The sequence below is a fragment of the Guyparkeria sp. genome, assembly GCF_041687595.1.
Taxonomy (GTDB): domain Bacteria; phylum Pseudomonadota; class Gammaproteobacteria; order Halothiobacillales; family Halothiobacillaceae; genus Guyparkeria.
This window is the reverse complement of record NZ_JAWLBP010000004.1, coordinates 1-26,780: the sequence shown is the minus strand read 5'-3', so window position 1 is coordinate 26,780 and position 26,780 is coordinate 1. Positions and strand designations below refer to the sequence as shown.

General features: G+C 66.5%; 22 protein-coding genes. 15 read left to right on the top strand and 7 right to left on the bottom strand.

Annotated features, from left to right (window positions below):
• From ACESL5_RS01460 to ACESL5_RS01450, 3 genes are all read left to right on the top strand, one after another.
• Positions 1-1,288, top strand: a 1,288-nt coding sequence (locus ACESL5_RS01460; RefSeq protein ID WP_372591001.1) for an EAL domain-containing protein, incomplete at its 5' end; no start/stop codon positions are given.
• Positions 1,289-1,379: 91 nt separating this feature from the next.
• Positions 1,380-1,787, top strand: a complete 408-nt coding sequence (folB, locus tag ACESL5_RS01455; RefSeq protein ID WP_372591000.1) for a dihydroneopterin aldolase — start codon at positions 1,380-1,382, stop codon at positions 1,785-1,787.
• Positions 1,784-2,974, top strand: coding sequence for a class I SAM-dependent methyltransferase (locus ACESL5_RS01450; protein WP_372590999.1), 1,191 nt, complete (start codon positions 1,784-1,786; stop codon positions 2,972-2,974). Before folB ends, ACESL5_RS01450 begins: the two co-directional genes overlap by 4 nt.
• A gap of 14 nt (positions 2,975-2,988) precedes the next feature.
• On the opposite strand, the gene glgP is transcribed toward ACESL5_RS01450, so the two are convergent.
• The 3 genes from glgP to ACESL5_RS01435 all read right to left on the bottom strand — a co-directional run bounded on the left by glgP (position 2,989) and on the right by ACESL5_RS01435 (position 7,710).
• Positions 2,989-5,532 carry an alpha-glucan family phosphorylase gene (gene glgP / locus ACESL5_RS01445; protein ID WP_372590998.1) on the bottom strand — a complete coding sequence of 848 codons (2,544 nt, stop codon included), beginning with the start codon at positions 5,530-5,532 and terminating at the stop codon, positions 2,989-2,991.
• Positions 5,533-5,695: 163 nt separating this feature from the next.
• Positions 5,696-6,475, bottom strand: a complete 780-nt coding sequence (locus ACESL5_RS01440; RefSeq protein ID WP_372590997.1) for a hypothetical protein — start codon at positions 6,473-6,475, stop codon at positions 5,696-5,698.
• Positions 6,476-6,489: 14 nt separating this feature from the next.
• Positions 6,490-7,710: a cupin domain-containing protein gene (locus ACESL5_RS01435; RefSeq protein WP_372590996.1), complete on the bottom strand. Its 1,221-nt coding sequence runs from the start codon at positions 7,708-7,710 to the stop codon at positions 6,490-6,492.
• A 306-nt stretch (positions 7,711-8,016) separates the two neighbouring features.
• On the opposite strand from ACESL5_RS01435, the gene ACESL5_RS01430 reads away from it, so the two are divergent.
• The 10 genes from ACESL5_RS01430 to ACESL5_RS01385 all read left to right on the top strand — a co-directional run bounded on the left by ACESL5_RS01430 (position 8,017) and on the right by ACESL5_RS01385 (position 19,349).
• The gene (locus ACESL5_RS01430) at positions 8,017-8,403 is read left to right on the top strand and encodes a winged helix-turn-helix domain-containing protein (RefSeq protein WP_372590995.1); all 387 of its coding nucleotides are present in this window, start codon (positions 8,017-8,019) and stop codon (positions 8,401-8,403) included.
• Positions 8,400-9,236 (top strand): ferritin-like domain-containing protein, encoded by an 837-nt coding sequence (locus ACESL5_RS01425; RefSeq protein WP_372590994.1) that lies wholly within the window; start codon positions 8,400-8,402, stop codon positions 9,234-9,236. Before ACESL5_RS01430 ends, ACESL5_RS01425 begins: the two co-directional genes overlap by 4 nt.
• Positions 9,233-12,757: a DNA polymerase III subunit alpha gene (gene dnaE / locus ACESL5_RS01420; protein ID WP_372590993.1), complete on the top strand. Its 3,525-nt coding sequence runs from the start codon at positions 9,233-9,235 to the stop codon at positions 12,755-12,757. The genes ACESL5_RS01425 and dnaE overlap by 4 nt, the downstream gene beginning before the upstream one ends.
• 107 nt (positions 12,758-12,864) lie before the next feature.
• Entirely contained in the window at positions 12,865-13,791 is a 927-nt protein-coding gene (locus ACESL5_RS01415; RefSeq protein WP_372590992.1) for a restriction endonuclease, read from the top strand.
• Positions 13,792-14,033: 242 nt separating this feature from the next.
• Positions 14,034-14,312 carry a type II toxin-antitoxin system RelE/ParE family toxin gene (locus tag ACESL5_RS01410; RefSeq protein ID WP_372590991.1) on the top strand — a complete coding sequence of 93 codons (279 nt, stop codon included), beginning with the start codon at positions 14,034-14,036 and terminating at the stop codon, positions 14,310-14,312.
• A 38-nt stretch (positions 14,313-14,350) separates the two neighbouring features.
• Positions 14,351-14,635, top strand: coding sequence for a HigA family addiction module antitoxin (locus tag ACESL5_RS01405; protein WP_372591042.1), 285 nt, complete (start codon positions 14,351-14,353; stop codon positions 14,633-14,635).
• 506 nt (positions 14,636-15,141) lie between these two features.
• Positions 15,142-16,968, top strand: coding sequence for an AMP-dependent synthetase/ligase (locus tag ACESL5_RS01400; RefSeq protein WP_372590990.1), 1,827 nt, complete (start codon positions 15,142-15,144; stop codon positions 16,966-16,968).
• Between the two features lie 193 nt (positions 16,969-17,161).
• The gene (locus ACESL5_RS01395; protein WP_372590989.1) at positions 17,162-18,499 is read left to right on the top strand and encodes an OmpP1/FadL family transporter; all 1,338 of its coding nucleotides are present in this window, start codon (positions 17,162-17,164) and stop codon (positions 18,497-18,499) included.
• A gap of 123 nt (positions 18,500-18,622) precedes the next feature.
• Positions 18,623-18,859: a YdcH family protein gene (locus ACESL5_RS01390; protein ID WP_372590988.1), complete on the top strand. Its 237-nt coding sequence runs from the start codon at positions 18,623-18,625 to the stop codon at positions 18,857-18,859.
• A gap of 91 nt (positions 18,860-18,950) precedes the next feature.
• On the top strand, positions 18,951-19,349 hold the full coding sequence (locus tag ACESL5_RS01385) for a hypothetical protein (protein ID WP_372590987.1): 399 nt from the start codon (positions 18,951-18,953) through the stop codon (positions 19,347-19,349).
• Between the two features lie 102 nt (positions 19,350-19,451).
• Here ACESL5_RS01385 and purN read toward each other — a convergent pair whose 3' ends face one another.
• A complete protein-coding gene (purN, locus tag ACESL5_RS01380) occupies positions 19,452-20,117 on the bottom strand; it encodes a phosphoribosylglycinamide formyltransferase (protein ID WP_372590986.1) in 666 nt (221 codons plus the stop codon).
• Positions 20,117-21,154: a phosphoribosylformylglycinamidine cyclo-ligase gene (purM, locus tag ACESL5_RS01375; RefSeq protein ID WP_372590985.1), complete on the bottom strand. Its 1,038-nt coding sequence runs from the start codon at positions 21,152-21,154 to the stop codon at positions 20,117-20,119. The genes purN and purM overlap by 1 nt, the downstream gene beginning before the upstream one ends.
• 88 nt (positions 21,155-21,242) lie before the next feature.
• Here purM and ACESL5_RS01370 point away from each other — a divergent pair, with 88 nt between their 5' ends.
• Positions 21,243-21,581 (top strand): DUF2007 domain-containing protein, encoded by a 339-nt coding sequence (locus tag ACESL5_RS01370; protein WP_372590984.1) that lies wholly within the window; start codon positions 21,243-21,245, stop codon positions 21,579-21,581.
• Between the two features lie 66 nt (positions 21,582-21,647).
• Here the strand turns inward: ACESL5_RS01370 and ACESL5_RS01365 are convergent, their stop codons facing one another.
• On the bottom strand, positions 21,648-23,705 hold the full coding sequence (locus tag ACESL5_RS01365; protein ID WP_372590983.1) for a BCCT family transporter: 2,058 nt from the start codon (positions 23,703-23,705) through the stop codon (positions 21,648-21,650).
• A gap of 195 nt (positions 23,706-23,900) precedes the next feature.
• Positions 23,901-25,616: a glutamine--tRNA ligase/YqeY domain fusion protein gene (locus ACESL5_RS01360; RefSeq protein ID WP_372590982.1), complete on the bottom strand. Its 1,716-nt coding sequence runs from the start codon at positions 25,614-25,616 to the stop codon at positions 23,901-23,903.
• A gap of 342 nt (positions 25,617-25,958) precedes the next feature.
• Between ACESL5_RS01360 and ACESL5_RS01355 the strand changes: the two genes are divergently transcribed.
• The coding region (locus ACESL5_RS01355; RefSeq protein WP_372590981.1) for a hypothetical protein at positions 25,959-26,780 on the top strand (822 nt) is incomplete at its 3' end.

Genomic DNA, 26,780 nt, shown 5'->3' with positions numbered 1-26,780 from the left:
CCGCCGCGACCTGCTCACCGGCCTGTACAACCGCAACTACCTGTTCGAGCAGATCGAGGCTCGGCGCGAGGAGATCGCCCGGCAGGGCGAGGGCGACAGTGGCGCGCTGCTTCTGCTCGAGATCCTCAATCACGACGACATCAAGCACCATATCGGCACCACCGGCATGGACAATCTCCTGACCGAGTTCGGCAAGCAGGTCGAGGAACTGGTAGGGGGCAAGGGGCTGGTCGCGCGGCACGGGGCGTTCTCCTTCCTCGTGTTGCTGGGGAAACTGGATCAGCACGCGACCGCTGAGCTGGCCGACCAGCTCAACGCCGTGGCGCGCGACTACGTCTACACCCAGGGAACGACGTCGGTGACGGTGAGCACCTCGGCCGGCTACCTGGTGCTCGACGAGAACTCCCCGACCAACCCCGCCGTGCTGGTCGACCGCGTCGAGCGGGCCTCGGGGCGGGCGGCCCAGGAGGGCAGCTATCTTGCCCGCATGTACGAGCCGGATCTCAAGACGGCCTCCGAGCGCGAGCAGGACGAGGCCTGGGCGCGCAAGATCAAGACCGCCCTGCGCGACAGCCGCTTTTCCCTGGTCTTCCAGCCGATCGTGTCGCTCACCGGTGACCGCGAGGTGAGCCGATTCGAGGTCTTCGTGCGCATGCTCGAGGAGGACGGTTCGCTGATCTCGCCCACCGAGTTCCTCTCGCAGGCCGAGCGGGCCGACCTGATCCAGTCGATCGATCGCTGGGTGGTGCTGTCCGCCCTCAAGGAAGTGCGCGCAGGCCTGGAGGCGGACGACCGGGTTAAGCTGTTCATCCGTATCAGCGATGTCTCGCTGCACGATCCCGAGTTCTCCGAATGGCTCTGCCAGCGAATGGAGTCCGCGCAATTGCCGGAGGGCCTCCTGGTCATCCAGGTGGGCGTCGACAAGGCCGGCCACCTGCTCAGCCACCTGGCCAAGATGCGCGAATCGCTTGAGCCCCTCGGGGCCGAGATGATTCTCGACGGCTTCGGCTCCGGTGACGAGGATTTCCGCATCCTCCAGCACCTGCCGGTGCCGATGGTCAAGGTGGCGCGCTCGCTGCTGGAGGACTTCGCCCGCGATACCGCGAACCAGGAACGGGTCGCCGAGGTGGTCCAGCACGTCAAGGAATCGCAGATGGGGGTAGCCGTGCCCAACGTCGAGGACGCGGCGAGCCTGCAGATCATCTGGCCGATGGGGGTCGACTTCGTGCAGGGGAACTTCATCCAGGCACCGCAGGAAAGCCTCGAGTTCGACTTCACGCAGTTCTGACGCCGGTCGCGGCCATTCCCCGTTCTGATATCCTCTCCCTCTGCCCGGCACCCGCCGGGCGCGACCGTTCCAATCGTCGGGAGAATCCGCCGTGACCGAATTCGATCACGCCCCCCTGTCCCCCGTGGCCGACCGTATCCTGGTCGAGGGGCTGACCTTCGATGCCGTCATCGGCATCCTGCCGCACGAACGCGAGGCGATGCAGCCCCTGCGCGTCGACCTCGTGCTCGAGGTGGATTCCGTTTCCCGGGCGGCCGAGGCCGATCACATCGACCGAACCGTGGACTACGCCGTGGTCAGCCGGCGCGTGATCGAGATCGCCCGCGAGGGGCGTTTTCAACTGGTCGAGACGCTGGCCGAACGGGTTTGTGCCGACCTGCTCGGCACGTTCCCCGTCCGACGTGTCACGTTCCGCGTCCTCAAGCCCAACGCGCTGGCCGAGGCGGCCGGCGTGGGCGTGCAGATCACCCGGGAGCGAGAGGCAGAGGTGCGTTCGTGAGCGGGTCGACGGCTGGTCGCGAAGGTTTCGAGCTGCCCACGCCGAACGAGGCCGACCGGGCCAAGAGCCTCGCCCTGATCGAGCTGCTGGTGGAGCGGATGGCCGACGGGCCGATCCCGTTCGCCGAGTACATGGCTTGCGTCCTCTACCATCCCCACTACGGCTACTACGGCAGCGGCCAGGTGGCCTTCGGGCCGGGCGGCGACTTCGTGACGGCCCCGGAACGCTCGCGCTTCTTCACCGAGGGGATCGCCTACGAGTGGCGCCAGGCCCGCGAGGCCGGGCTGGGTGACGCCATTCTCGAGATCGGCGCCGGCTCCGGGCGCCTGGCCATCGACCTGATGACGATCCTTGCCGAGGAGGGCCGTCTGCCCGCCCGCTACCTCATCCTCGAGATATCCCCGGCGCTCGCCGAACGGCAGGCGAACAACCTCCGCGAGGCGCTGCCAACCGAGGTGTTCGAACGGATCCGCTGGATCGACGACTGGTCCGAGCTGGACTGGGACGGCGGCATGGTGGTGGCCAACGAGGTGCTCGACGCCATGCCCGTGGAACGCTTCCGCTGGTGGCCGGGCAAACCCGACACGGTCGAGCGGCTGATGGTGGGCTTCGACGGCCAGCGCTTCTGCTGGCGGTCGGCCCGGCCGGATGCGCGGCTGCGCGATACCGCCGAGTCGATCACCGGTCGCATCGGCGAGGGGATCGTCCCGGCACGCATGGAGGTGTCGGCCGAGTACAACCCCGAACTCGAGCCCTGGTTCGGCGAGATGGCGCAGGCGCTGTCCGGCAAGGAGAGCTGGATCTACCTGTTCGACTACGGCAGTCACACCGCCGACATCTACCGGGCCGACCGGGACGAGGGCACGCTCAAGTGCCACTACCGCCACCTCGCCCACGAGGATCCGTTCGTCTATCCCGGGCTGCAGGACATCACCGCCTGGGTGGACTTCGAGGCCGTCGAAGCGGCGGCGCGGGCGGCGGGTTTCGCGGTCGACGGCGTGCGCAGCCAGGCGCAGTGGCTCCTGGGCACCGACGTGCCTCGTCGCGTCGAGGCCCTGCTGCTCGCCCAGTCCGGCATGGCCGACCAGACTCGCCTGGCGCAGGAGTTCCGGGAACTCGTCATGCCCACCGAGATGGGGGAGCGCTTCCGGGTCATGCGGTTGAGGATGGCCGGCGAGACCGGCTGAAGGTATATCCGATCCTACAGCCAGCGCATGAGGCCGGTCTCGTAGGGGTGCAGCAGCGCCTCGTGGGTCGGCACCACCCGCAGCCGGTACCGGACCTGGCCGAAGAGCCCTTTCGGCAGGGTGATGCGGTGGCGGGCCGTCTCGTCATCTTCCTCGCTGTGTTCCCCTCGCTCGCCGACCCGGACCTGCCGTTGCCCGTCGCCGGTGGTCAGCACCGCCTCGCACCGCAGGTGGGCCGGGTCGATGCCCGGCGAACGCACGTCCACCTCCAGAACGAGCCGTTCGTGGCTCGGGAGCACGTCCGGCGGGTCGCCCAGCAACGTGGCCTCGATGGTGCCCCAGTGATGCTCGAGGGTCTCGCGGAAGCCGACGAGCTGTCCTGACAGGCGGTGCTCGTCCGCCGCGAGGCGGCTACCGGCATCGATGGCGGTGCGGTAGTGGTTCACCGCGTAGTCGCGCACCATGCGTGCGGCGTTGAAGCGGGGCATGATCGTCTCGATGGCGTGGCGGAGCCACTTCACCCATTCCACCGGTACGCCCCGGCCATCGCGGCGGTCGAACAGCGGGATGACCTCGGTCTCGAGCAGGTCGAGCAGGTCGGAGGCTTCCTCGCGGTCTCGCTCGCCGCAGTCCGTGCAGGGCTGGATGGACCAGCCGTTGGCCACGCCCTGGCCATGCGAGTGGCCCTCGGCCCACCAGCCGTCCGCCACGGAGAGGTTCAGCGCCCCGTTGATCCCGGCCTTCTGCCCGGACGTGCCCGATGCTTCCAGGGGGTGCTCGGGCGTGTTAAGCCAGATGTCGCAACCGCCGACCAGTCGCCGGGCCAGCCCCATGTCGTAGCCCTCGAGCAGCAGGACGTGCCCGAGAAAACGCGGCTCGTTCGCGAGCCGGCTGACCTCGCGCAACAACGCCTGTCCGGGCTCGTCGGCGGGATGGGCCTTGCCGGCGAAGACGAACACCACCGGGCGGGGACTGTCCTCGATGATCCTCGCCAGCCGCTCGGGATCGGCAAACAGCAGGTCGGCGCGCTTGTAGGTGGCGAAACGCCGGGCGAACCCGATCAGCAGGATGTCTTCGGGCGGTTGCTCGATGATGCGGCACTTGCGCTTCAGGCGCACGTGGCTCTGGCCGAAGCGCGTGGCCTGTCGGGTCAGCCGTGCCCTGATGTCGTCGAGCAGGTGGGCCTTGGCCGACAGGTGCATCGACCAGAGCGCGTCCTCGGCGGTTTGTTCGACCAGGCGGGCGATGCCGGACTCGTGCAGGTGTTCCCGCCAGTCCGCCCGGGTGGCGTCGAACAGCCGGGTGAGGTCGTGGCTGAGGAAAGTCTCGACATGCACCCCGTTGGTGACCGACGTCATGGGATTCTCGTCGGGCGGCACCTCCGGCCAGAATCCCTGGCTGAGGCGCGCGGCAACCTGTCCGTGCAGCCGCGAGACCCCGTTGTGCTGACGCGAGCCGCGAAGGGCCAGCGCCGTCATGTTGAAGTTGCCGCCGTCGTGCGCCGGGTCGTGTCCCAGCGCGTGCAGTTGTTCCCGCCCGATCCCCAGTCTCGGCAACTGGGCCTGCCAGTATTCGTCGACCAGTTCCGGCGGGAAGACGTCGTGGCCGGCCGGCACGGGCGTGTGGGTGGTGAACAGTGTGCCCGCGGCCACCGTGTTCAGGGCGGTGGCGAAGGGCACACCGCGTTCGGTCAGCTCGCCCACCCGTTCGAGGATGGCGAAGGCCGCGTGCCCTTCGTTGAGGTGCCAGGCGTCGGGCTCGATGTCCAGCGCCCGCAGGGCCCGCACGCCACCGACGCCCAGCAGGATTTCCTGCTCGATGCGCGTGCGCCGCCCTCCGCCGTAGAGCCTGTGGGTGATCTCGCAGTCCTCGGGGCGGTTTTCGGGCTGGTCCGCATCTAGCAGGTAGACCGACACGCGACCCACGCGGGCCTGCCATACCTGCAGCCACACTGCACGACCGGGCAGGTCGACCGACACCTTGAGCGGCCCGTCATCGGTCGAGACCGGGTGGATGGGCAGGTGGTCGAAATCGAGGTCGTCGAAGCGGGCGTGCTGGTTGCCGTCGGCATCGATGCACTGCTGGAAGTAGCCCTGCCGGTACAAAAGCCCCATGCCGACCAGTGGCAGGCCGAGGTCGGAGGCGGCCTTGCAGTGATCGCCCGCCAGGATGCCCAGCCCGCCGGAGTAGATCGGCAGGGATTCGTGGAAGCCGAACTCGGCGCAGAAGTAGGCCACGGTCTGCCCGGCGCCGACGGCATCGGCAAGGGCACCCGGCCGGGTGTCGGACAGGTAGGCGTCGAACGCCTGCACCACCGAGTCGAACTTCGCCAGGAACGCCGGATCTTCGGCGGCGGCCTCCAGTCGCAACTGCGGCACCAGCTGCAGGAACCGGACGGGATTGCCTTCGCAGTCCGTCCAGGTGGTCGTGTCGATGGCGTCGAACAGGTCGCGCACCGGCCGGGACCAACTGTAGTAGAGGTTGCCGGCGAGATCCCCGAGCCAGGCGAGGCGCTCGGGCAGGGAGGGGCGGATTTCCAGCAGGTGCGTGGTCGGCATGCGTTGCCCTTGGGACAGGGTGAGAGGATGTGTTCAGCCCGAGTGTAGGGGCTCTTTGTGTCGATCGGGTAACACGGGTTCGCCGAGGGCCCGTGCCGTGGCGCCCGGGTGCCGGGTGGAGGCGGAACGGCCACCCCGCGGAGGGAGGTGGCACCGGATCGGTTCAGCCGTTCCTGGCGGCGATCTCGCGGATCGCGGGCAGGTCGATGCCCCGTTCCTCGGCCTGCTCCAGTGCCCGCTGCAACCGTTGCGGGGCGCTGCGGCCCATGCACTGGTGCTGCGGGTCGCCGTCGAAGCCCTTTTTCATCCCGGCGATCAGTCGCTCGTGGTCGAGCTCTCGGCCGACGCGCGCCTCCTGCAGGCGGATGACGTCGGCGGCGATCTTCCGGGCCAATTCCTGGTGGTCGTTCCACAGGTGCTCGACATCGCCCCCGGTCTCGAGGCCGGCGATGTTGGTGGTGAGGATGTAGACGTTCTTGATCACCAGTTCCTCGAGCATCTCGTCGGCGTCATCCACGCGGTGCGCCGGGATGTCCAGGGACTGCATCGCGTCCACGAGACCGCCGGCCAGTGACCCGTGCACCGGCGAGGAGATCAGCGGCTTGACCGGTTTGCCGGGCTTCTTCTCGAACCAGATGGAGGCCACCGTGGGCGTCTCCATGCCGTATTTCCGCCAGTCGTCCGGCAGCAGCTCGTTCTGGATCAGCACCACGCGGTCGAACCAGGCGGAGGGGATCTGCTCGAGGACGGGATCGAGGTCCTTCTCGCCCACGGCGACCAGCAGCGCCTCGAGGTTCGGTTTCGCGGCCAGCGCCGCCTCGATGGACACGTCACGGCCGATGGGGAAGACCGGGTGGCCGGTCTTCAGCAGGCCGTGGGCCAGTACGCCGCCGATCTCGCCGGCGCCGATCAGCCCCCATTCACTGGCAAACGGGTTGGACATTCGTGCGTTCTCCTTCAGTTGTCGAATTCGGCGTCGTTCTCGTCGAGGATCATCAGTTGCCCGGCCGACAGGATCCGGTCGAGCAGGAGCCGGGCGGAGGCATTGTAGGCGCGCTCTGCCAGTGGCTCGCCGTCGAAGCGCACGTGCTGCGTGAGGAAACGGGCCAGCGGCAGGCTTTCGGCATCCAGCACGTGGCTCTGCCCATCGATGCACAGGTGGCCGGGATCCTCGCCCTCGGGCTCCAGCAGCAGCCAGCGCGAGGCCGGCGTGCGGCGGATTTCCTCGATCTCGCCCATGTGGTCGAGGATGGCCGTGACCTCCTCGGAGTCGTAGTGCGGATAGAAGACGGCGTGGTCCACCGGCCGCTCGGTGAGCGTCTCGGCGATGAAGCGGTCGAGCCGCGCGCTGTCGGCCGACAGGCTGGAGAGCACCCAGTCGCGGAGGTGCCGACGCGTGGTCGGGCCCAGCGCGCCGGGGTTGTCGCCCGTCGAGAGGTCGGGGTCGGAGTAGCGAGTCTCCTCGGCCAGGGTGGCCAGGCGGTCGCAGACACCGCCGACCAGGTCCGCCTGGGTGGGTGCACGGAAGCCCACCGACCAGGTCATGCAGTGGTCCACGGCCACGCCGTGGTGCGGGATGCCCGGCGGCAGGTAGAGCATGTCGCCCGGTTCGAGCACCCACTCGTCGGTGGGCGTGAATTCCTCGAGGATGCGCACGTCCAGCCCCTCGCGGTAGGCGGTGTGCGCCGGCGGGTTCTCGATCATCCAGCGCCGCCGACCGTGCGCCTGGATCAGGAAGACGTCGTACTCGTCGATATGCGCCCCCACCGAGCCGCCCGGCGGCGCGTAGGAGATCATCAGGTCGTCGATGCGCCAGTCCGGCACGAAGCGAAAGCGTTCGACCACGTCCATCAGCTCGGGGACGATCTTCTCGCAGTCGGTCACCAGCAGGGAGTAGCCGTCCTCGGGCAGGGCGCGGAAGTCGTCTTCCGTGAACGGCCCCATCTTCAGTTGCCAGTCGCGCTCGTCGCCGTGCTCCAGGATCAGGCGCGCCGGCACGTCCTCCTCGCAGGCCATGCCGGCCAGCTCCTCGGGCGAGATGGGGCTCTCGAAGCCGGGGATCGCGCCGCGGATGAGTACCGGCTTCTTCTGCCAGTACTCGCGCAGGAAGGTTTCGACGGACAGCTCCCCGAGGACGTGCTCGGGACGGTCGGCTTGCGGACGATTCGTGTCGGACATGGCGGCATACCTGCAGGCTGTGCGAATCACTCCAGTCTAACGGATATCCACGGGATAGTCGGTGAGGTTCGGGGCCGCGTTGACCGTCCGGTGGGGGAGGGCGCGACACGGTCCCTTGCTAAGCGGGACGGCTTGCCTCAATCCTTGCCCGCTCGGTTATCATGGCCCGACCGTCCGTACGGAATCCCTGAACGAATCCGGCTGCCGCGGATGGCCTGGCGAGCGATTGGCCGCCAGGACGCGCGGAGAGGTAGCCGGATTCCTTCGGGCGTTCCCTGGTTTTCCCGTGTCCCGGATCGTACCCGCATGCCGAAGAAATCCCGTCAGAATCGCCTTCCCGGGGAAGCCTACGCCCCCGGTATTCATGCACGCCTGTGGTTGGTCGATGACGCCGGCGAGCACTACCTCGGGGTGGGCAAGGTGCGACTGATGGAGGCGATCGACGAGCTCGGCTCCATCAGCCACGCCGCCCGCCGGCTGGGCATGAGCTACAAGCGTGCCTGGTCGCTGATCCAGGAGGTCAACCAGCTCGAGGACGAGCCGTATGTCGCCAAGGAGGTCGGCGGCGCCGGCGGCGGGCACGCCACCGTGACCGAGACCGGGCGGGCCGCGATCGCCCGCTACCGCCAGCTCGAGGACGACCTGCGCGACTTCTTGATCCAGCGCGCCAGGAAACGCGGAGGGCGGGGATGAGCCAGACGATCCGCGAACGTGCCGGCATCCTGCTTCGCGAGAACGACCCGGCGGTGAAGGCCGATGGCGTGCGTGCGCTGTATGACCGCGCCATGAACACCCCCGACGCGGACGTGCCCACTCCGCCCCCGTCCGTCGAGCCGGTGCCCGACCCGGGCCGACCCGAGCGTCCCGAGCTGGTTTCGCCGAAGGACGTGGTCAAGCGCGGCCCGGCCACGCCCGAAGGCCGCGCGTCGATGGCGCATTCGTTCGCGCATATCGAGTTCAACGCCATGAACATCGGCCTGGACGCCTGCTACCGCTTCGATGCCATGCCCGCGGATTTCTACCGTGACTGGCTGTCGGTGGCCCGCGACGAGGCCAAGCACTTCGAACTGCTGGACGCCTACCTGCGCGAGCGGGGCTACCGGTACGGCTCGTTCCCGGCCCACGCCAGCCTGTGGGAGACCGTCCACGGCACCGAGCACGACGTGATGGTGCGCATGGCGCTGATCCCTCGGGTCCTCGAGGCCCGCGGGCTGGACGTGACCCCCGGCATCCAGCGCAAGCTCGCCCAGTACGACGACCAGCCGCTGATCGACATCCTCGACGTGATCTACAACGAGGAAATCCAGCACGTGCACATCGGCACCCGCTGGTTCCGCTACGCCTGCGAACAGCGCGGCGTCGATCCGCGGCAGACCTTCCGCGAGCTGTTGCAGCAGTACATGGCCGGGCGCATCCGCGGCCCCTACGACGAGTTCGGTCGCAAGGCCGCCGGCTTTACCGACGGGGAAATGCAGGATCTGAAGGACATGGAGGCCGAGACGCTCGCCATGCTGGAGGGCAAATGAGCTTCGTCCACCTGCACGTTCACAGCGAATACTCGCTGATCGACGGCACCCTGCGGGTCAAGGACGCCGTCGCCCAGGCCAAGGAACGCGGCATGCCCGCCATCGCGTTGACCGACCAGGGAAACCTGTTCGCGATGGTGAAGTTCTACAAGGCCGCGCTCGGTGCGGGGATCAAGCCGATCTTCGGCGCGGACTGTTTTGTCTACGAGAACGCCCAGACCCCGCCGTCGCGCGTGGTGCTGCTCGCGCAGAACGACACAGGCTTTTTGCATCTCACCGAACTGCTCTCGCTGGCCTATTGCGAGGGCCAGCACGACGACAAGCCCTGTCTGAACCGCGAGTGGCTCACGCCCGAGAAGACCGATGGCCTGATCGCGCTGATCGGCGTGGACAGCGACCTTGGCCGCGGCCTGGTCCACGGGCTGGACCACATCGTCGACGGCGCGCTCGCCTTCTGGACCCAGCGCTTCCCCGACCGGCTGTACCTCGAGCTCACGCGCACCAACCGCGTCAACGAGGGCGCGTTCATCGAGTCGGCGGTGAATCTCGCCATCGCCAATGATCTGCCGGTGGTCGCCAGCAACGACGTGCGCTTTCTCGACCAGTCGGACTTCGATGCCCACGAGGTGCGCGTCTGCATCAACCAGGGGCGTACGCTCGAGGACCCGCGCCGCCCGCGCGACTACTCCGACCGCCAGTACCTGCGCACCGCCAACGAGATGCGCGAGCTGTTCGCCGATATTCCCGAGGCGACTGACAACAGCCTCGCCATTGCCGAGCGGTGCAACGTCACGTTGAAACTGGGCGAGAATTTCCTGCCCAACTTCCCGACGCCCGCGGGGCAGACCGAGTCGGACTACTTGCGCGAGCTCTCCGCGCAGGGGCTGGAAGAACGCCTGAAACGCGTGCCGGCCGAAGACCACCAGACCTACCGCGAGCGGCTCGAGCGCGAGCTGGACGTGATTATCCAGATGGGCTTCCCCGGCTACTTCCTGATCGTCGCGGACTTCATCCAGTGGGCCAAGCGCCAGGACATCCCGGTCGGGCCGGGCCGGGGCTCGGGCGCGGGCTCGATCGTCGCGTGGGCCTTGCTGATCACCGACATCGACCCGATGGCCTACGACCTGCTGTTCGAGCGGTTCCTGAACCCCGAACGGGTCTCGATGCCCGACTTCGATATCGACTTCTGCATGGAAGGCCGGGACCGGGTGATCGACTACGTCGCCGAGCGCTACGGCCGCGACGCGGTCTCGCAGATCGCCACCCACGGCACCATGGCCGCCAAGGCGGTGGTGCGCGACGTCGGCCGGGTGCTGGGCTATCCCTACGGTTTCGTCGACCGGGTCGCCAAGCTCATCCCCTTCAAGCCGGGCATGGACGTCTCGCTCGACGACGCCCTCGGGCGCACGGAGAAGAGCCAGAAGGAGCCCGAGCGCTACTCGGCGGACCTGAAGGAGCTCTACGACCGCGACGAGGAAGTGCAGGCCATCGTCGACATGGGCCGGGCACTCCAGGGCCTGCCGCGTTCGGTGGGCAAGCACGCCGGCGGGGTGCTGATCGCCCCGAGCAAGCTCACCGACTTCACGCCGATGTTCTGCGAGGCCAACCACGCCTCGCCGGCATCCCAGCTCGACAAGGACGACGTCGAGGCCGTGGGGCTCGTCAAGTTCGACTTCCTGGGCCTGCGCAACCTCACCATCATCGACTGGGCGCTCAAGGCCATCAACGCCACGCGCGAGCAGTCTGGCGAGGAGCCGATCGATATCTCGGCGATCCCGATGGACGACCCGAAGAGCTTCGAGCTGCTGAAGCGCTGCGAGACCACCGCGGTGTTCCAGCTCGAGTCCAAGGGCATGAAGGGCCTGATCAAGAAGCTCCAGCCGGACAACTTCGAGGAAATCATCGCCCTGGTGGCCCTGTTCCGCCCGGGGCCGCTCGATTCGGGCATGGTCGACGACTTCATCCTCAGGAAGAAGGGTGAGCAGGAGGTCGAGTACCTCCACCCCTGGCTCACGGAGGTCTTGAAGCCCACCTACGGGGTGATCGTCTACCAGGAACAGGTCATGCAGATCGCCCAGATCCTGGCCGGCTACACCCTGGGCGGCGCTGACCTGCTGCGCCGGGCGATGGGCAAGAAGAAGGCCGAGGAAATGGCCAAGCAGCGCCAGATCTTTCTCGATGGCGCCAAGGAAAAGGGCGTCGATGTCGATCAGGCCGGCTACATCTTCGACCTGGTGGAGAAATTCGCCGGCTACGGCTTCAACAAGTCGCACTCGGCCGCCTACGCGCTGGTCGCCTACCAGACCGCCTGGCTCAAGGCCCACTACCCGGCGTACTTCATGGCCGCCGTGCTTTCCGCGGACATGGACAACACCGACAAGGTGGTGGGGCTGATCGAGGAATGCCGCCGCATGGAGCTCGACGTGGTGCCGCCCTCGGTGCAGCGCTGCGCCTACCGCTTTACCGCCGGCGGCGAGCGCGAGATCGTCTACGGCCTCGGCGCGATCCGCGGAGTGGGCGAGGGCGTCATCCAGCGCATCGTCGAGGAGCGCGCCGAGAACGGCCCGTTCCGCGACATGAACGACTTCTGCCAGCGCGTCGGTGCCGGCACGCTCAACAAGCGCGTGCTGGAAGCCATGGTCTGCGCCGGGGCGCTCGACGAGCTCGGGCCCTCACGGGCGGCCCTGCACGCCCACATCCCCGAGGCGATGAAGGCGGCCAGCCAGGTCGCCAACGCCGCCGAGGCCGGCATGAGCGATCTGTTCGGCGGCATGGACGAGCCGGAGACGGCCGTCGCCAGCCCCATCCGGCCGGTCCCCGAGTGGTCCGACGACGAGCGCCTGCGTCTCGAGAAGAACATGCTCGGGCTGTACCTCACCGGCCACCCGATCAACCAGTACCTCGACGAGCTCGAATGCTTCATCACCGGGCGTCTCGACGCCCTCACCGACAAGGCCGAGGCCGCCTCGGCCGCTGCCGGCGGTGGCTTCGTCCGCGGTACGCCGGCCGTGGTGGCCGGGCTGTGCGTCGCCGAGCGCACCATGCGCACGCAGAGCGGCGATAAGCAGCTATTCATCACCCTCGACGACGGTCGCGGCCGCGGCGAGATGCGGCTGGTGGGCGACGACATCGAGACCCTGGCCGACCGCGTCGGCCGCGACCAACTGGTGATCGTCGAGGGTGACGTCTCCTTCGATTCGTTCAACGGCAACCTGCGCATTCGTCACAAGCGGCTCTATACGCTGGGCGAGGCGCGGGCGCGGTTCGCGCAGTGCGTCACCATCGCGCTCACTCCCGACTGCGGCGTCGAGGCGACCGAGCGGTTGCTGGATATCGTCGAGCCGTTCCGCGAGGCGGAGGGGTTGCCGGTGATTGTCGAGGTGCAGAGTGAGTTGGGGCGGGGGGCGTTTCGGCTGGCCGACGAGTGGCGGGTGGCGCCGGAGGCTACGTTGATGGGGCGGTTGGAGGAGTTGGATACTGTTACTAGGGCGGCGGCTTATTACCCCGGACGCGGCTCATAGTCACTCACTGCTACTCCACCGCGCTGGATGTTGTAGCCAACAAGCAGTAGGTCTGCGTAGGCTTCTCATTCAGATTGAATTTGCCTCGAACATCAAGGAAGCCGTTGATGGCAATCCCAGACTTCCAGACTCTTAATCGCCCATTGCTCGAGTACGCCGCGGGTGCTGACGAGCGTCGTTTACGTGACGCTCACGACGCGTTGGCCGACGCTTTCGATTTGAGCGAAGAAGAGCGCGAGCAAATGCTCCCAAGCGGGCGAGCCAAGCTGTTCTACAACCGGGTAGCTTGGGCCGCAACGCATCTCAAGAAAGCAGGGCTTCTCGAAGCTAAACGCCGTGGCGTATTCGCGATCACGGACGCCGGCCGAGAGGCGATCAAGTCCGGTCCAGCGCGGATCACGAATCGCTATCTTGAGCGGTATCAAGGATTCTTGGATTTTCGTTATCAGCGGAACAACGGGTCGGCGGGTAACGCGGAAGAAAGTACGTCTTCGTCATCTTCTTATGACGATGAGCAGACACCGGAAGAGGTCCTCGAAATTGCCTGGAAGACCATACGGGGCAATCTCGAAATCGACTTGCTCGATCAGATCAAACAAGTTACGCCCGACTTTTTCGAACGGCTTGTTGTCGATGTCCTCGTGGCCATGGGTTATGGCGGCGAAAGAAATGACGCCGCAAGGGCTGTGGGAAAGAGCGGCGATGGTGGTATCGACGGGATCATCGACGAAGATCCGCTTGGTTTGGATGTGATCTATCTGCAAGCCAAACGTTGGGAAGGTGTTGTCGGTCGACCGGAAATTCAGAAGTTCGCCGGGGCCTTGCAAGGTCGTCGTGCGAAGAAAGGGGTTTTCATCACCACTTCAAGTTTTACCCGCGAGGCGCTCGAATATGCCAGCCTCATTGACAATCGCATTATCCTCCTCGACGGGCGACGTCTAGCCCGGTTGATGATCGACCACGGTGTGGGTGTGTCCACTGCCTCTGTATACGAGCTCAAAAAACTAGACAGTGACTATTTCCTCGACGAGTAACTACTCCCCGGCCTTTGATTAAGTGCCACGGTGTGAGGGACTAGTGTTATTTAGCTAGAACGGTTGGGGTTGTTTCACGCGCTGTTTGCTCAGAACAGGTTCTCTCGTATGCCGTGCCCGGCGTGCGAAACACTCTCCCAACGTCTGGACATTTTCCAGTGTTCCCCGTGGAGGGTCGCCCTGGCCGTGGGTATTAACCGATACATTTGCCGCCTACCGGTAAACGGTATACGCTCGTAACCATGATCAGGAGCTTTCGCTGCAGGGACACGCAGAGGCTGTTCGAGACCGGACGATCCCGCCGATGGTCGGATATCCGACGCATCATCGAGCGCAAGCTGATCCAGCTGCATGCGGCGGAAGCATTGGAGGACCTGGCGTCGCCACCGGGCAACCGGCTGGAGGCGCTGACCGGGGATCGCGCGGGGCAGCACAGCATCCGGGTCAACGCCCAATGGCGTCTGTGCTTCCGCTGGACCGACCGCGGGCCGGAAGACGTCGAACTGGTGGATTACCACTGAATGCGGAGGAGGGTGAGCTGATGGCTATCAAGAACGGCATGCGCCCGGTGCACCCGGGCGAGATTCTGCGAGAGGACTATCTCGAGCCGATGGAGCTGAGCGCCAATGCACTGGCCAAGGCGCTGAAGGTCCAGCCCAGCCGCATCAACGACATCGTGCTCGAGCGGCGTGGCGTGACGGCGGACACGGCTCTGCGACTGGCGCGATATTTCGGCACCACGGCGCGATTTTGGCTCAACCTGCAAATGGAATACGAGTTGCGTCGTGCCGAGATCGAACGTGGTGACAGCGTCACTCAGGAGATCGACCCGGTCGCCATCTGATCCGATCTGAAGTGCCGAAACGTTAGGTCGCGGCACGGCGGCGAACGAAGGTTTCGTCCCCTTTCGGCTTGCCTCACGACCGTCGGGTGGCCGGGATCGGAGCGACAGGGACGTCGCTCCGAGGCGCGCCGCGACACGACGTCGCGTCGAGGCGGCCCCGAGCCCGCCGTCGGTCGTGAGGCTTCGAGGTCGGACGCGGTCCGGCCTCGAAGGCCCGAAGGGCCAAGCCGTGGGGTGTCCTTCTTTTCGGGCCTTTTCTTGGACAAGCAAGAAAATGTCCTCGCACGCCGGGCAGGGCGATCAGTTCGTGCCACATCACTTGACTGGCGTGCGAAACCTCCCTCCTGCGCCAGAACGCGACGTTGCCACCAAATGTTCGGTCGACTGATAAATGGCATTGCAACAAGGTTTTTGGCCTTGATGGGGCATAAAACTCTATGCCGTTACCTCGTGTAACCGCGCTGTTACACTCCGGCGACTATCAGGATGCAACCCGGAGGAAGACGATGTCCTCGCCCAACCCGACCCAAGCGGATCACCGCGTCACGCCTGCGCAGGCCGTCAACCTGAGCGGGCTTTTTTTCGAGCGTGTCGAGCGCACGCCCGGGGCGATCGCGTACCGCCAGTACGATCCCGGCTGCCAGGACTGGATCGACACCACCTGGGGCGACATGGCCTACGAGGTGGGGCGCATCCAGGCGGCGATGACGCGTGACGGCCTGGAGGCCGGCGATCGCATCGCGATCATGCTGCGAAACGCCCGCGAGTGGGTGCTGTTCGACCAGGCCGCGCTGGGGCTCGGGCTGGTGACCGTGCCGCTGTACACGGACGATCGCCCGCTCAACGTGGCGAAGATCATCAAGGAGACCGGCGCCAAGCTGCTGGTCGTCGACGGTCGGCGGCAGTGGCGTGGGCTGGAGGCGGTCGCGGACGGTTTCGAGACCCTCAAGCGGATCATCACGCTGGCGCCGGTCGACGCCGAGGACGGCGCCAAGGACAAGCACCTCGAGTCCTTCGCCGACTGGACCTTCGGCGCGCGGGGCGAGCCGGTGCGACTGGAGGCCGACGGCCAGACGCTGGCCTCGATCGTTTATACCTCCGGCACCGCCGGGCGCGCCAAGGGCGTGATGCTCACGCACAGCAACATGCTGGAAAACGCCTTCGCCTGCTCGAAGGTCGCCTCGATCACCGGCGATGACCTGTTCCTGTCCTTCCTGCCGCTGTCGCACACGCTCGAGCGCACCGGCGGCTACTACCTGCCCATGATCTGCGGCTCGACCGTGGCCTTTGCCCGCTCGGCGCAGCAGCTGGGCGAGGATCTCGGGATCATCAAGCCGACGCTCCTGATCTCCGTGCCGCGTGTCTACGAGCGCGTCTACGACCGGATCGGCTCGGCGCTGAAGAAGAAGGGCAAGTTCGCGCAGACGCTGTTCGAGCGCACTGTCTCGGTGGGCACGGCCCGATTCGAGCGCGCGCAGGGGCGCGGTGGCAGTGCGTGGAAGGCCGCCTTCTGGCCGCTGTTCGACCGGCTGGTGGCGGCCAAGCTGCGCGAGCGCCTCGGTGGACGGCTGCGTTACGCCATCTGCGGTGGCGCGCCGCTGTCCCCGGAATTGGCGACGGTATTTACCGGCATCGGTGTGCCGGTGCTGCAAGGCTATGGTCTGACCGAGGCGAGCCCCGTGGTCTCCGTCAACCGCCCCGAGAACAACCGCCCCGAGACCATCGGCACGGTGCTCGATGGCGTCGAGGTGCGCCTCGGCGAGCAGGACGAGCTCCTCGTCAAGGGTGCCGGCGTGATGCAGGGCTACTGGAAGAACGACGAGGCCACCGCCGCTGCCATCGACGAGAAGGGATGGCTGCACACCGGCGACCAGGCGGCGATCGACGAGGATGGCCACATCCGCATCACCGGCCGGCTCAAGGACATCATCGTGATGGCCAACGGCGAGAAGGTGCCGCCGGCGGCGATGGAAACGGCGATCGGGCTCGACCCGCTGGTCGACCAGGTGATGGTGCTGGGGGAAGGTCATTACCAGCTCGCCGCGCTGGTCGTGGTCGAGCCGGAGACCTTCGCCGGCCTGATGCGCGACTTCGACATGGACCCGGAGGACCCGGAGACGCTGACGGACCGCTTCGTGGAGAAACTGGTGCTCAAGCGCATCAACGGGCGTCTGTCCGACTTCCCCGGCTATGCGCAGATCCGTCGCGTGAAGATCCTGACCGAGCCGTGGACCATCGAGGACGGCCTGATGACCCCGACGCAGAAGCTCAAGCGTCCGCTGATCGAGAAGGCACACGCCGAGGACATCGAGGCCCTGTTCGCCAGCCGCTAGGGAAACGCTGCACGAATCCGATACCGCTGCGGACCTTGAGCCGGGCCGATGCAAGGCGACCGTCCGTCGACGTGGTTCAGCTGCGAGACGATCTTCCGCAGGGAGGCAAATACCCGCGGGCTGCCCGTCATCGGTCGGCCCGTCGTCGTACCAATCGAATAGAAAAAACGAAAGGAAAGAAGAGGAGTCCCCCGTGAAACGCACCCCCAAGAGCTCTCTTGCGGCCGCCGTGTCGCTGGCAACGGCAATGATGGCTGGCCAGGCGCACGCCGCAGGCTTTGCCCTGATGGAGCAGAACGCCACCGATCTCGGCCAGGCCTACGCGAACCTGGCCACCGGCAACGGTCAGTCGAACGCCATTTTCGGCAACCCGGCGTCCATGGCGCTGGTCGATGGCACGGCGGTCTCCGGCGGCATCAACTACATCGACGTGACGTTCGAGCTCGATCAGGGCGCCGCGGCAAGCCCGATCGGCCCAATCAACGGCGGCCTGGGCGGCAATGCGGGCGAGTCGGCCCTCCTGCCCAACGCCTCGATCGTCCATCAGCTCGGCGAGAAGACCCGCGTGGGCCTGGCACTGTCCGTGCCCTTCGGTCTGTCCACGGAGTACGACGAGGGCTGGCTGGGGCGCTACCACGGCGTCGAGAGCCACGTGGAGGTGCTCGACATCAACCCGGTGATCAGCTACGACCTCACGCCGCGCTTTACCGTGGGGGCAGGAATCAACGTGCAGTACGCCCAGGCGGAGCTGACCTCGGCAATCGATGGCGGCGCGGCCTGCGTGGCCGCGCAGGGCCCGGAAACCTGCACCCAGCTCGGGCTCACGCCGGGCGACGTGGACAGCGATGGCCATGTCCGCATCGACGGAGACGACTGGTCCGTGGGCTACAACCTCGGGGTGCTCTGGCAGGCGACCGACCGCACCCGCTTCGGTCTGAGCTACCGTTCGGGGATCGACCACAAGCTGCAAGGCGACGTCGACTACGAGATGCCGCCCGCGCTGGCCGGCAGCCCGGCGTTCGCCGACAGCGCCGCCCGGGCCGGGCTGGACCTGCCGCCGAGCATGGCGGCGAGCATGACGCATGCCTTCTCCGAGGCGCTGACCGGTTCGCTGGGCCTGCTGTGGACCGGCTGGTCGAGCTTCGACGAACTGCGCGTCGAGCAGGGCGGTGGCCGCGATGACCTGCTGACCACCGAGAACTGGGACGACGCCCTGCGCGTCGCGGTGGGTGGCGAATGGCAGGTCGCCCCGCGCTGGACCCTGCGGGCCGGCACGGCCTACGACCCGACGCCCGTGCCTAGCGCCGAGTACCGCACCACCCGCCTGCCGGATGCCGATCGGATCTGGAGTTCGGTGGGGGTCGGCTACGAAATGGCCGCGAACTGGTCCGTCGACCTGGGCTACACGCACCTGTGGCTCAACGACAGCCGCATCGACAACACCACCGAATCGGCCATTCCCAATCGTCTGACGGGCGAGTACAGCGGTGAGGTCGACATCCTGGGCGTGCAGCTCAACGCCCGTTTCTAGGCGTGATTCGGACGGATTTGCAGTGCAGCCGGAGCAGACGCGTGTCGGGCGTCAGGGTATGATCTACCCTTGTCCCCGGCCGGGCTGAACCGGCGCATTTCCAATCCAAAACCGAGGTGACCGATGCAGGTAGACCATCACGATCTGGCGCATGAATTTCCGGAGCTCAAGGATCGCATTCACGAGCTCAAGACCAGTGATTCGCATTTCCACAAGCAGTTCGAGCGTTACGACGAGCTGACCAAGGAAGTCGAGCGGCTGGAGAAGCAGGAGATGCCGGTCACCGACGAGCACCTCGAGGAGCTCAAGAAGGAGCGCCTGGCGCTCAAGGATGAGCTCTACGGCATGCTCAAGGGCTGATCGATCCGATCGATGGCAATGCCCCTAGGGCCCGCCTGGTTCAGGTGGGCCCTTTTCTTTTGATGGCCAAAGGCCTGGAGGCAGGAAAACCATGAGGGTGCTCAAAGCCGGCACGGCCTATTTCCTGTGGGTGTTCGCCGCCGGCTTCGCCCTCGGCGTGGTGCGGGAGCTGTGGCTGGCCCCGTGGTTGGGCACCCGGGCCGCGGAGCTGGCCGAGATGCCGGTGATGTGGCTGGTGGTCGTTTTGGCTGCCCGCTGGACGGTGCGCCGGTTCGCGCTGTCCGCGGCGGTGCCGACACGGTTGGCTGTCGGTACGCTGGCCGTGGGCTGGTTGCTGCTCGCGGAGATCATTCTGGTGCTCGGCCTGCGCGGACTGACGCTGGCGGAGTACCTGGGCGGGCGTGACCCGGTGGCCGGCACGGCCTACGCGCTCAGCCTGCTCCTGATGGCCGCGATGCCGTGGTTGTTGGCTAAAGCCGGGTGGCGGTAACTCATTGTGGGAGCGGGTCCCGGGCGGATTTGCCTGCTTGTGGACACAGGGCTCGCGCCTGCAGGGCATGTGTCTACAGAGGGCGTGAGTCTCGCGTTTCGATCAGGGGCTGGGCGGTACGATCAGCGCACCGGAGGCATCGACCACTGCGGGGCTCGTCTGGGCGGCGGCGCGATCGAAGTCGATCGTTCCCTTGACCAGCCAATCGATCGCGAGCGGATAGATGCGGTGCTCGACGCCATGGATGCGCTGCTTGAGCGAGTCGACATCGTCGTTGTCGAGGATCTCGAGGCGGCCCTGCACGATCGGCGGGCCGCCGTCCACGGTCGGGGTGACGAAGTGCACGGTCGCGCCGTGAACCGTATCGCCGGCTTCCAGCGCCCGCGCATGGGTATCCATGCCGGGGTACTTCGGCAGCAGCGAGGGATGGATGTTGATCAGGCGCCCACGGAACCGGTCGACGAAGCCGTCGGTGAGGATGCGCATGAAGCCGGCCATGATGATCCAGTCGGGCCGTGCCTCGTCGATGGCCTCGGCCATGGCGGCGTCGAAGGACTCGCGGTCGGCGTAGTCCTTGTGGTCGATCAGGCGGGCGGGGATGCCGTGCTCTTTCGCGCGTTCGAGCGCGTAGGCGCCGGGCCGGTTGACGACAAGCAGCACGACCTCGGCGTCGATCCGGCCGGCCTCGCAGGCATCGATGATCGCCTGGAAGTTCGAGCCGTTGCCGGAGGCCAGTACCACCAGCCTCGCTTTGTTCGCCGCCGCCATCAGCGGTAGGTGACGGGCTCGCCGTTACCCCGCTCGACGATCTCGCCGATCATCCAGGCCTTCTCGCCGGCGGCGTTCATCGCCGAAACGGCCGCGTCGGCCTGGTTGGCGGCGACGATCACCACCATCCCGACACCGTTGTTGAAGGTACGGCGCATCTCGCCGATCTCGACATTGCCCTGCTCGGCCAGCCAGTCGAACACCGTCGGGCGTTGCCAGCTCGACCAGTCGATGGCCGCGGCCAAGTGATCCGGGTAGACGCGCGGCAGGTTCTCGGTCAGTCCGCCGCCGGTGATGTGGCTCATCGCGTGGATGTCGACCTGCTCGGCCAGTGCCTTGACGGCACGCGCGTAGATGCGGGTCGGGGCGAGCAGTTGCTCGATCAGCTGCTTGCCCTCGGTGGTGTTCCAGTCCGGCTGGGCGCGTTCGATGATCTTGCGGATCAGCGAGTAGCCGTTGGCGTGCGGACCGGAGGCGGGCAGGGCGATGAGCTTGTCGCCGGCGGCGACCTTGCTGCCGTCGATCAACTGGTCCTTCTCGACCGCACCGACGGCAAAGCCGGCCAGATCGTAGTCGCCTTCCTCGTACATCGAGGGCATCTCGGCGGTCTCGCCGCCGATCAGGGCACAGCCGGCCTGCTCGCAGCCATTGGCGATGCCCTCGACCACCTGGGCGGCGACGTCGACGTCGAGCCGGCCGGTGGCGTAGTAGTCGAGGAAGAACAGCGGCTCGGCGCCGGTGACCAGGATGTCGTTGACGCACATGGCGACCAGGTCGATGCCGATGGCGTCATGCTTGCCGAGATCGATCGCCAGGCGCAGCTTGGTGCCGACCCCGTCGGTGCCCGACACCAGTACCGGTTGCCTGAACTTGGTCGTGTCCAGGGCGAACAGCCCGCCGAAACCGCCCAGGCCACCCATGACCTCGGGGCGCTGGGTGCGCTTGACCGCGGGCTTGATGCGTTCGACCAGGCTGTTGCCGGCATCGATGTCGACGCCCGCGTCGCGGTAGGTGAGGGGGGTGTTTTCCTGGGTCATGGCAATCTTGATGCTTGGACGTGAATGGCGCGTAGTCTACATCAAAGGAAGTGCAAACCCGCAGTGCGGACAACCGGGAAGAAGACCCATGAAGACCATCTACGAGGCCGGCGACGTGCTCGAGGCGCACATCGTCTGCGGCATGCTGAATGCCGAGGGCATCGAGGCCGAGGTTGCCGGCCAGTACCAGCAGGGTGCCGTGGGCGGACTCGCGCCCCGGGACTTCGCCCGGGTGCAGTTGCTCGACGAGCGGGACGAACCACGGGCACGGGAACTGATCCGGACCTACGAGGGACGGGAGGACGCATCGCCGCGCGAACCCGGGCCCGGCGATGCCGACCCCGCGGAATCGGGGCGGCTGGGGCTGTGGCTGCTGATCGGGGCGGCCGTGGTGTTCCTGGTCAGCTGGTGGACGCTGAGCCACTGATCGATCTTTATTCGCTGGAGCGCCTTCGGGCGTCACACTTCCGACGTCTCGCGATTGAAGCCGCTCCTACTTCGGCGGCCGGTCTGCCTCTCCCTTGAGATCATCGTCGAACTCGTCCATGCGCCAGGGCAGGACGCCCGGAGAGGTCCGCACGAAGTGCAGGTAGCGTTCGAACTGGTCGATGATGTCCTCGATGATCAGGTCGGTGTCGTAGCCGTAGATGTCGTAGGCCCGACCGCCGCGACGCATGAACACCTCCGCCCGGTAATAGCGCTCGCCGCCGCTGCCGGCCTGCTGGATCTGGGGGAAGGCCAGGGTCGGCTTGGCGTAGCTCTGCAGCCGGACCTCGTAGAAGAAGTCGAAGAAGCCGGGCCGGTTGACGGTCAGGCGCGCGCGGGGGCGTTCCTCGTCCATGCTGACACTCACCGGCCAGCCGCGCTCCTCCAGTTCCGTTGCCACCGTGTCCATGGCCTGCCGGACGTTCTCGCGGATGAATCCGGCGACGCTCTCCCGGTCCGGGAAGGTCACCAGGCTCGTGATGCGGTCCTGCCAGGAGGCCTTGCCGGCGATCCCGGTGCGTCCCGAGGTCATCTTGTACTGCAGGCTGATGTCGCGCTGGCTCTCGATGCGCAGGGCCTGCCACAGGCCTACGCCGGCGATCAACATGATGATGGCGAAGGGCAGGGCCGAGGTGACCGCGGCGGTCTGCAGGGCCTTGAGCCCGCCGGCGAGGAGCAGGACCGAGGCGACAACACCGGATAGCGCGGCCCAGAAGATCCGCTGGACCACCGGGGTCTTGAGGGCGCCGCCGGAGGCGAGCGAGTCGATCACCAGCGCGCCCGAGTCGGCCGAGGTGACGAAGAAGGTCACGATCAGCAGGATGGTGACGAACGAGACGATCGCGGTGAACGGCAGGTGCTCGAAGAGCTTGAACAGGGCGATGGCCTGGTCGGCGTTCACCTCGTCGATCAGCGCGGTGTAGCCCTCGTGCATGATCGCGTGCAGCGCGGTGTCGCCGAAGACCGAGAACCAGAAGAAGGTGAACAGTGTCGGCACCAGCATCACGCCGAAGACGAACTGCCGGATGGTCCGGCCGCGGCTGATCTTGGCGATGAACAGCCCGACGAATGGTGCCCAGGCGATCGTCCAGCCGAAGATGAACAGCGTCCAGTTGCCGATCCACTCGCCGCCGACGTAGGCCTGCAGGTTGAAAGTCCGCGCGATGATGCCGTCCAGGTAGGCACCGGTGTTCTGCACGAAGGCTTCGAGGATGAAGATGGTCGGGCCGACGAGGAACACGAACAGCACCAGCAGGGCGGCGAGGATCATGTTGATCAGGGACAGCCGCCGGATGCCCCGGTCCATGCCCGCGACCACCGATACGGTGGCCAGCGAGGTGATGATCGCGATCGTGCCGATCTGCACCCCGACATGCACGGGGATGCCGGGCCAGAGATAGTTGAGCCCGGAATTGATCTGTGTCACCGAGATGCCGAGCGTCGTGGCCAGGCCGAACAGCGTGCCGAGGATGGCGAAGACGTCCACCGTGTGGCCGATCGGCCCGTAGATGCGTTCCCCGATCAGCGGGTAGAGCGCCGAGCGCATCGACAGCGGCAAACCCTGGCGGAAGGCGAAGTAGGCCAGCACCAGTCCTACCAGCCCGTAGATGGCCCAGATGTGGAAGCCCCAGTGGAAGAACGAGATCTGCAGGGCCTGCTCGGCGGCCTGCCGGGTAAGAGCCTCGGCCTCCGGCGGGTTGGCATAGTGCAGCACCGGCTCGGCAACGCCGAAGAACAGCAGCGCGATGCCGTAGCCGGCCGAGAACAGCATGGCGAACCACGACGAGAAGCTGTATTCGGGGCGGGCGTGATCCGGCCCGAGCTTGATGCGTCCCCACGGTGATACCGCGACAACCACCAGGAAGACCAGGAAGGTGGCCACCGCTAGGACGTAGAACCAGCCGAAGTCCGCGGTGATCGCCCTGAGCAGGGTGGCGAACAGTTCCCCGGCCCGGTCCGGGTCGCTGATGGTGCCGATAACCAGTAGCGCCACGACCAGGATGGCCGGCAGGAACACCGGGATCAGGATCGTCGAACGAAACCGTGTCAGGCGCTCGGGGAGCATGCGGGTCTCCGGTTGACGGGTGCCGGGGCGGCGATGACCTGGATTTTCCCCACCTTAGCAGGTGAGCGACCGGGTTTGGCGCATGGGCCGATGCGCCCGAACCGGCCACGCGACTACGCCTGTAGGCAGGCGCTCACGACGCATGCTCGCCCCGGGCGAACGAGTTGCGCATGTCGGGCGGCGTCGGTACCCCGACTACTTTCCCTTGCCCCAGGAGTCGCGCAGGGTCACGGCCCGGTTGAACACCGGACGCTGACCGGGCACGTGCTCCTTCTGGTCGGCGACGAAGTAGCCGTGGCGCTCGAACTGGTAGATCGATTCGGGTTCGGCGTTGGCCGCGCCGGCCTCGAGATAGGCCGTCTGGGTGTGGATCGAGTCGGGGTTGAGGTCGTCGAGGAAATCGCGCTCGACGTCCGGCTCGTCCCCCTCGCGGCGCGCGCCCGGGGCGGGGACGTTGAACAGCCGGTCGTACTGGCGGATCTCCGTCTCGACGGCGTCACGTGCCGACAGCCAGTGGATGTTGCCCTTGACCTTGCGGGCGTCCGCGCCGGGTGTGCCGGACTTGGTGTCCGGGTCGTACTCGGCGTAGACGCAGGTGACGTTGCCCTCGTCATCGAGGTCGTGGCCGACGTGCTTGATGATGAAGCCGTAGCGCAGGCGCACCTCGCCGTCGGGCTTGAGGCGGAAGTACTTCTTCGGCGGGTCGAGGGCGAAGTCGCCGCGCTCGATCCACAGCTCGCGGGTGAGCGTGACCTCGCGCTTGCCCCAGTCCGGCTTCTGCGGGTGGTTGGGGGCGTGGCACGTTTCCTCGTGGTCCTCGGGGAAGTTCACCAGCACGAGCTTCAACGGGTCGAGCACGCCGATGCGGCGCTCGGCCGACTCGTTCAAGGTCTCGCGCATGCAGTCCTCGAGCACGCCGAAGTCGATCAGGCTGTCGGACTTGGACACGCCGATGCGGTCGGTGAACAGCTTGAACCCGGACGGGGTGAAGCCGCGACGGCGCGCGCCCTTGAGCGTCGGCATGCGCGGGTCGTCCCAGCCGTCGACGTGTCCGCCCTCGACCAGCTGGATCAGTTTCCGCTTGGACAGCGGCATGTAGGTCAGATTCAGCCGCGAGAACTCGATCTGCTGCGGCAGCGGGCGCTCGAAGAAGCCCAGGTCGGCGAGCTTGTCGATGAACCAGTCGTACAGCGGGCGGTGGTCCTCGAACTCCAGCGTGCACAGCGAGTGCGTGACTCGCTCGATGGCGTCCGACACGCAGTGGGCGTAGTCGTACATCGGGTAGATCGGCCAGTCGTCGCCGGTGCGGTGGTGATGTGCATGGCGAATGCGGTAGATGGCCGGGTCGCGCATGTTCAGGTTCGGAGAGGCCATGTCGATCTTCGCCCGCAGGATGTGCTCGCCATCCTTGAACTCGCCGTTGCGCATGCGGGTGAAGAGATCCAGGTTCTCGTCGATCGAGCGGTCCCGATAGGGACTGTTGCTGCCCGGCTCGGTCAGCGTGCCGCGGTTGGCCCGCATCTGTTCGGCCGACTGGGAATCGACGTAGGCCAGCCCGGCCTTCACCAGCGCGACCGCGCCCTGGTAGAGCGTCTCGAAGTAGTCCGAGGCGAAGTGCTCGTGTTCGGCGTCACGGAAGCCCAGCCACTCGATGTCCTCGCGGATCGCGTCGACGTAGGCCTGCTCTTCTTTCACCGGGTTGGTGTCGTCGAAGCGCAGGTGGCAGATGCCGTCGTAGTCGCGCGCCAGGCCGAAGTTGAGAAAGATGCTCTTGGCATGCCCGAAGTGCAGGTAGCCATTGGGCTCCGGCGGGAAGCGCGTGGTCACGCGCCCGCCGTAGGTGCCCTTCTCCTGGTCGGCGTCGATGCGGTTGCGGATGAAGTGGCTGATCGGCTCGTTGGAATCGGACATGTGGGCTCGATTGCATTGAATGGAAAGCGGGCATTGTACGAAAAATGCGCCGGGAGCATCGCGGTCGCGACGGAATTCGTTCCCCTGTCGACAATCGTTCCGGACTGTGGCCATGCCGCGCCCCCCCCCTTTTTTCCGCACGATCGTCCCGGCGGCAAACGGGTTCCATGGTCCTCCGTCCGGGAGTTCCCGACATGCGGGATGATCGCTGGATCATCGACATCGTGAAAAAGCGATGTTGTGAAGCTCCCTTTCCCGACTGTTCTGGTCGGGTATTTTGAAAAGGTATTGTAAACCTAATATGCTACTTTGCTGTTTTATCAGGTAGAGCGGGTACGGATCATGGAAGGGCACGGCATTCTCGACATCGACCAGGTTTTTCACGAGATCAACGCCGAACGTCGCCTGGCAGGGCTGCCGCAGGTCGAGCTCTCGGTCATGCGGGTGCGGGTGAACATCCGCCTTTCGGTAGCGGGGGTCGAGCGGCTTCCGCCGCACGGCCCGGTGGAGGTCGACGAGACGCAGCTGGCCGCGATCGCCCGGGCGATCAGTGAGCTGTTCAACACCGGGTATACCGTCGAGCGCCTGGCGAACTTCGAGCGCATGCTCGATGACCCGGCGGCAGCATCGGCCGAGAGTGCGCAGCCGGAGTCTCGGGTCCGCCCCGAGGCGATCGCCCGGCCGCCGGAGGCGGAGCGCCCCTCATCGCCGGCCCAGCCCGCCGCGTCGCCTGCGTCCACCGAGACCGGGAAGGAGCCCGGCGAACGGCTCTACATGGTCGACTTCTTCACCGCGATCAACCGGGTACGCCGACGCAGTCGTCAGCTGCCGATCGAGCCGGCCGTGGTGATCGTGCGCGTGAGCGTGCGCTTCGCCATCCTCCGGCGCCGCCGGCTGAACTTCGACGAGGCCTGGATCGAGGTCTCGCCGGCCGACGTGGCCGCGCTCGAGGAGATTCTGGCCGAACAGTTCGACGTGCGTCTGGAAGGCGGGATGGGCCCGCTGATCGAGCGTGGTCGGGAGCGGGCGGAGCAGGAGCCGCGCAAGCTCTCCTGGGTCGACCGCCTGTTCCGGCGGCGCAACTTCAATTTCCACGTCAACGACATGGTCATGGCGGTGACCCGGCAACGCGCCCAGCTGGGATACCATCCCAAGGCGCCCAGC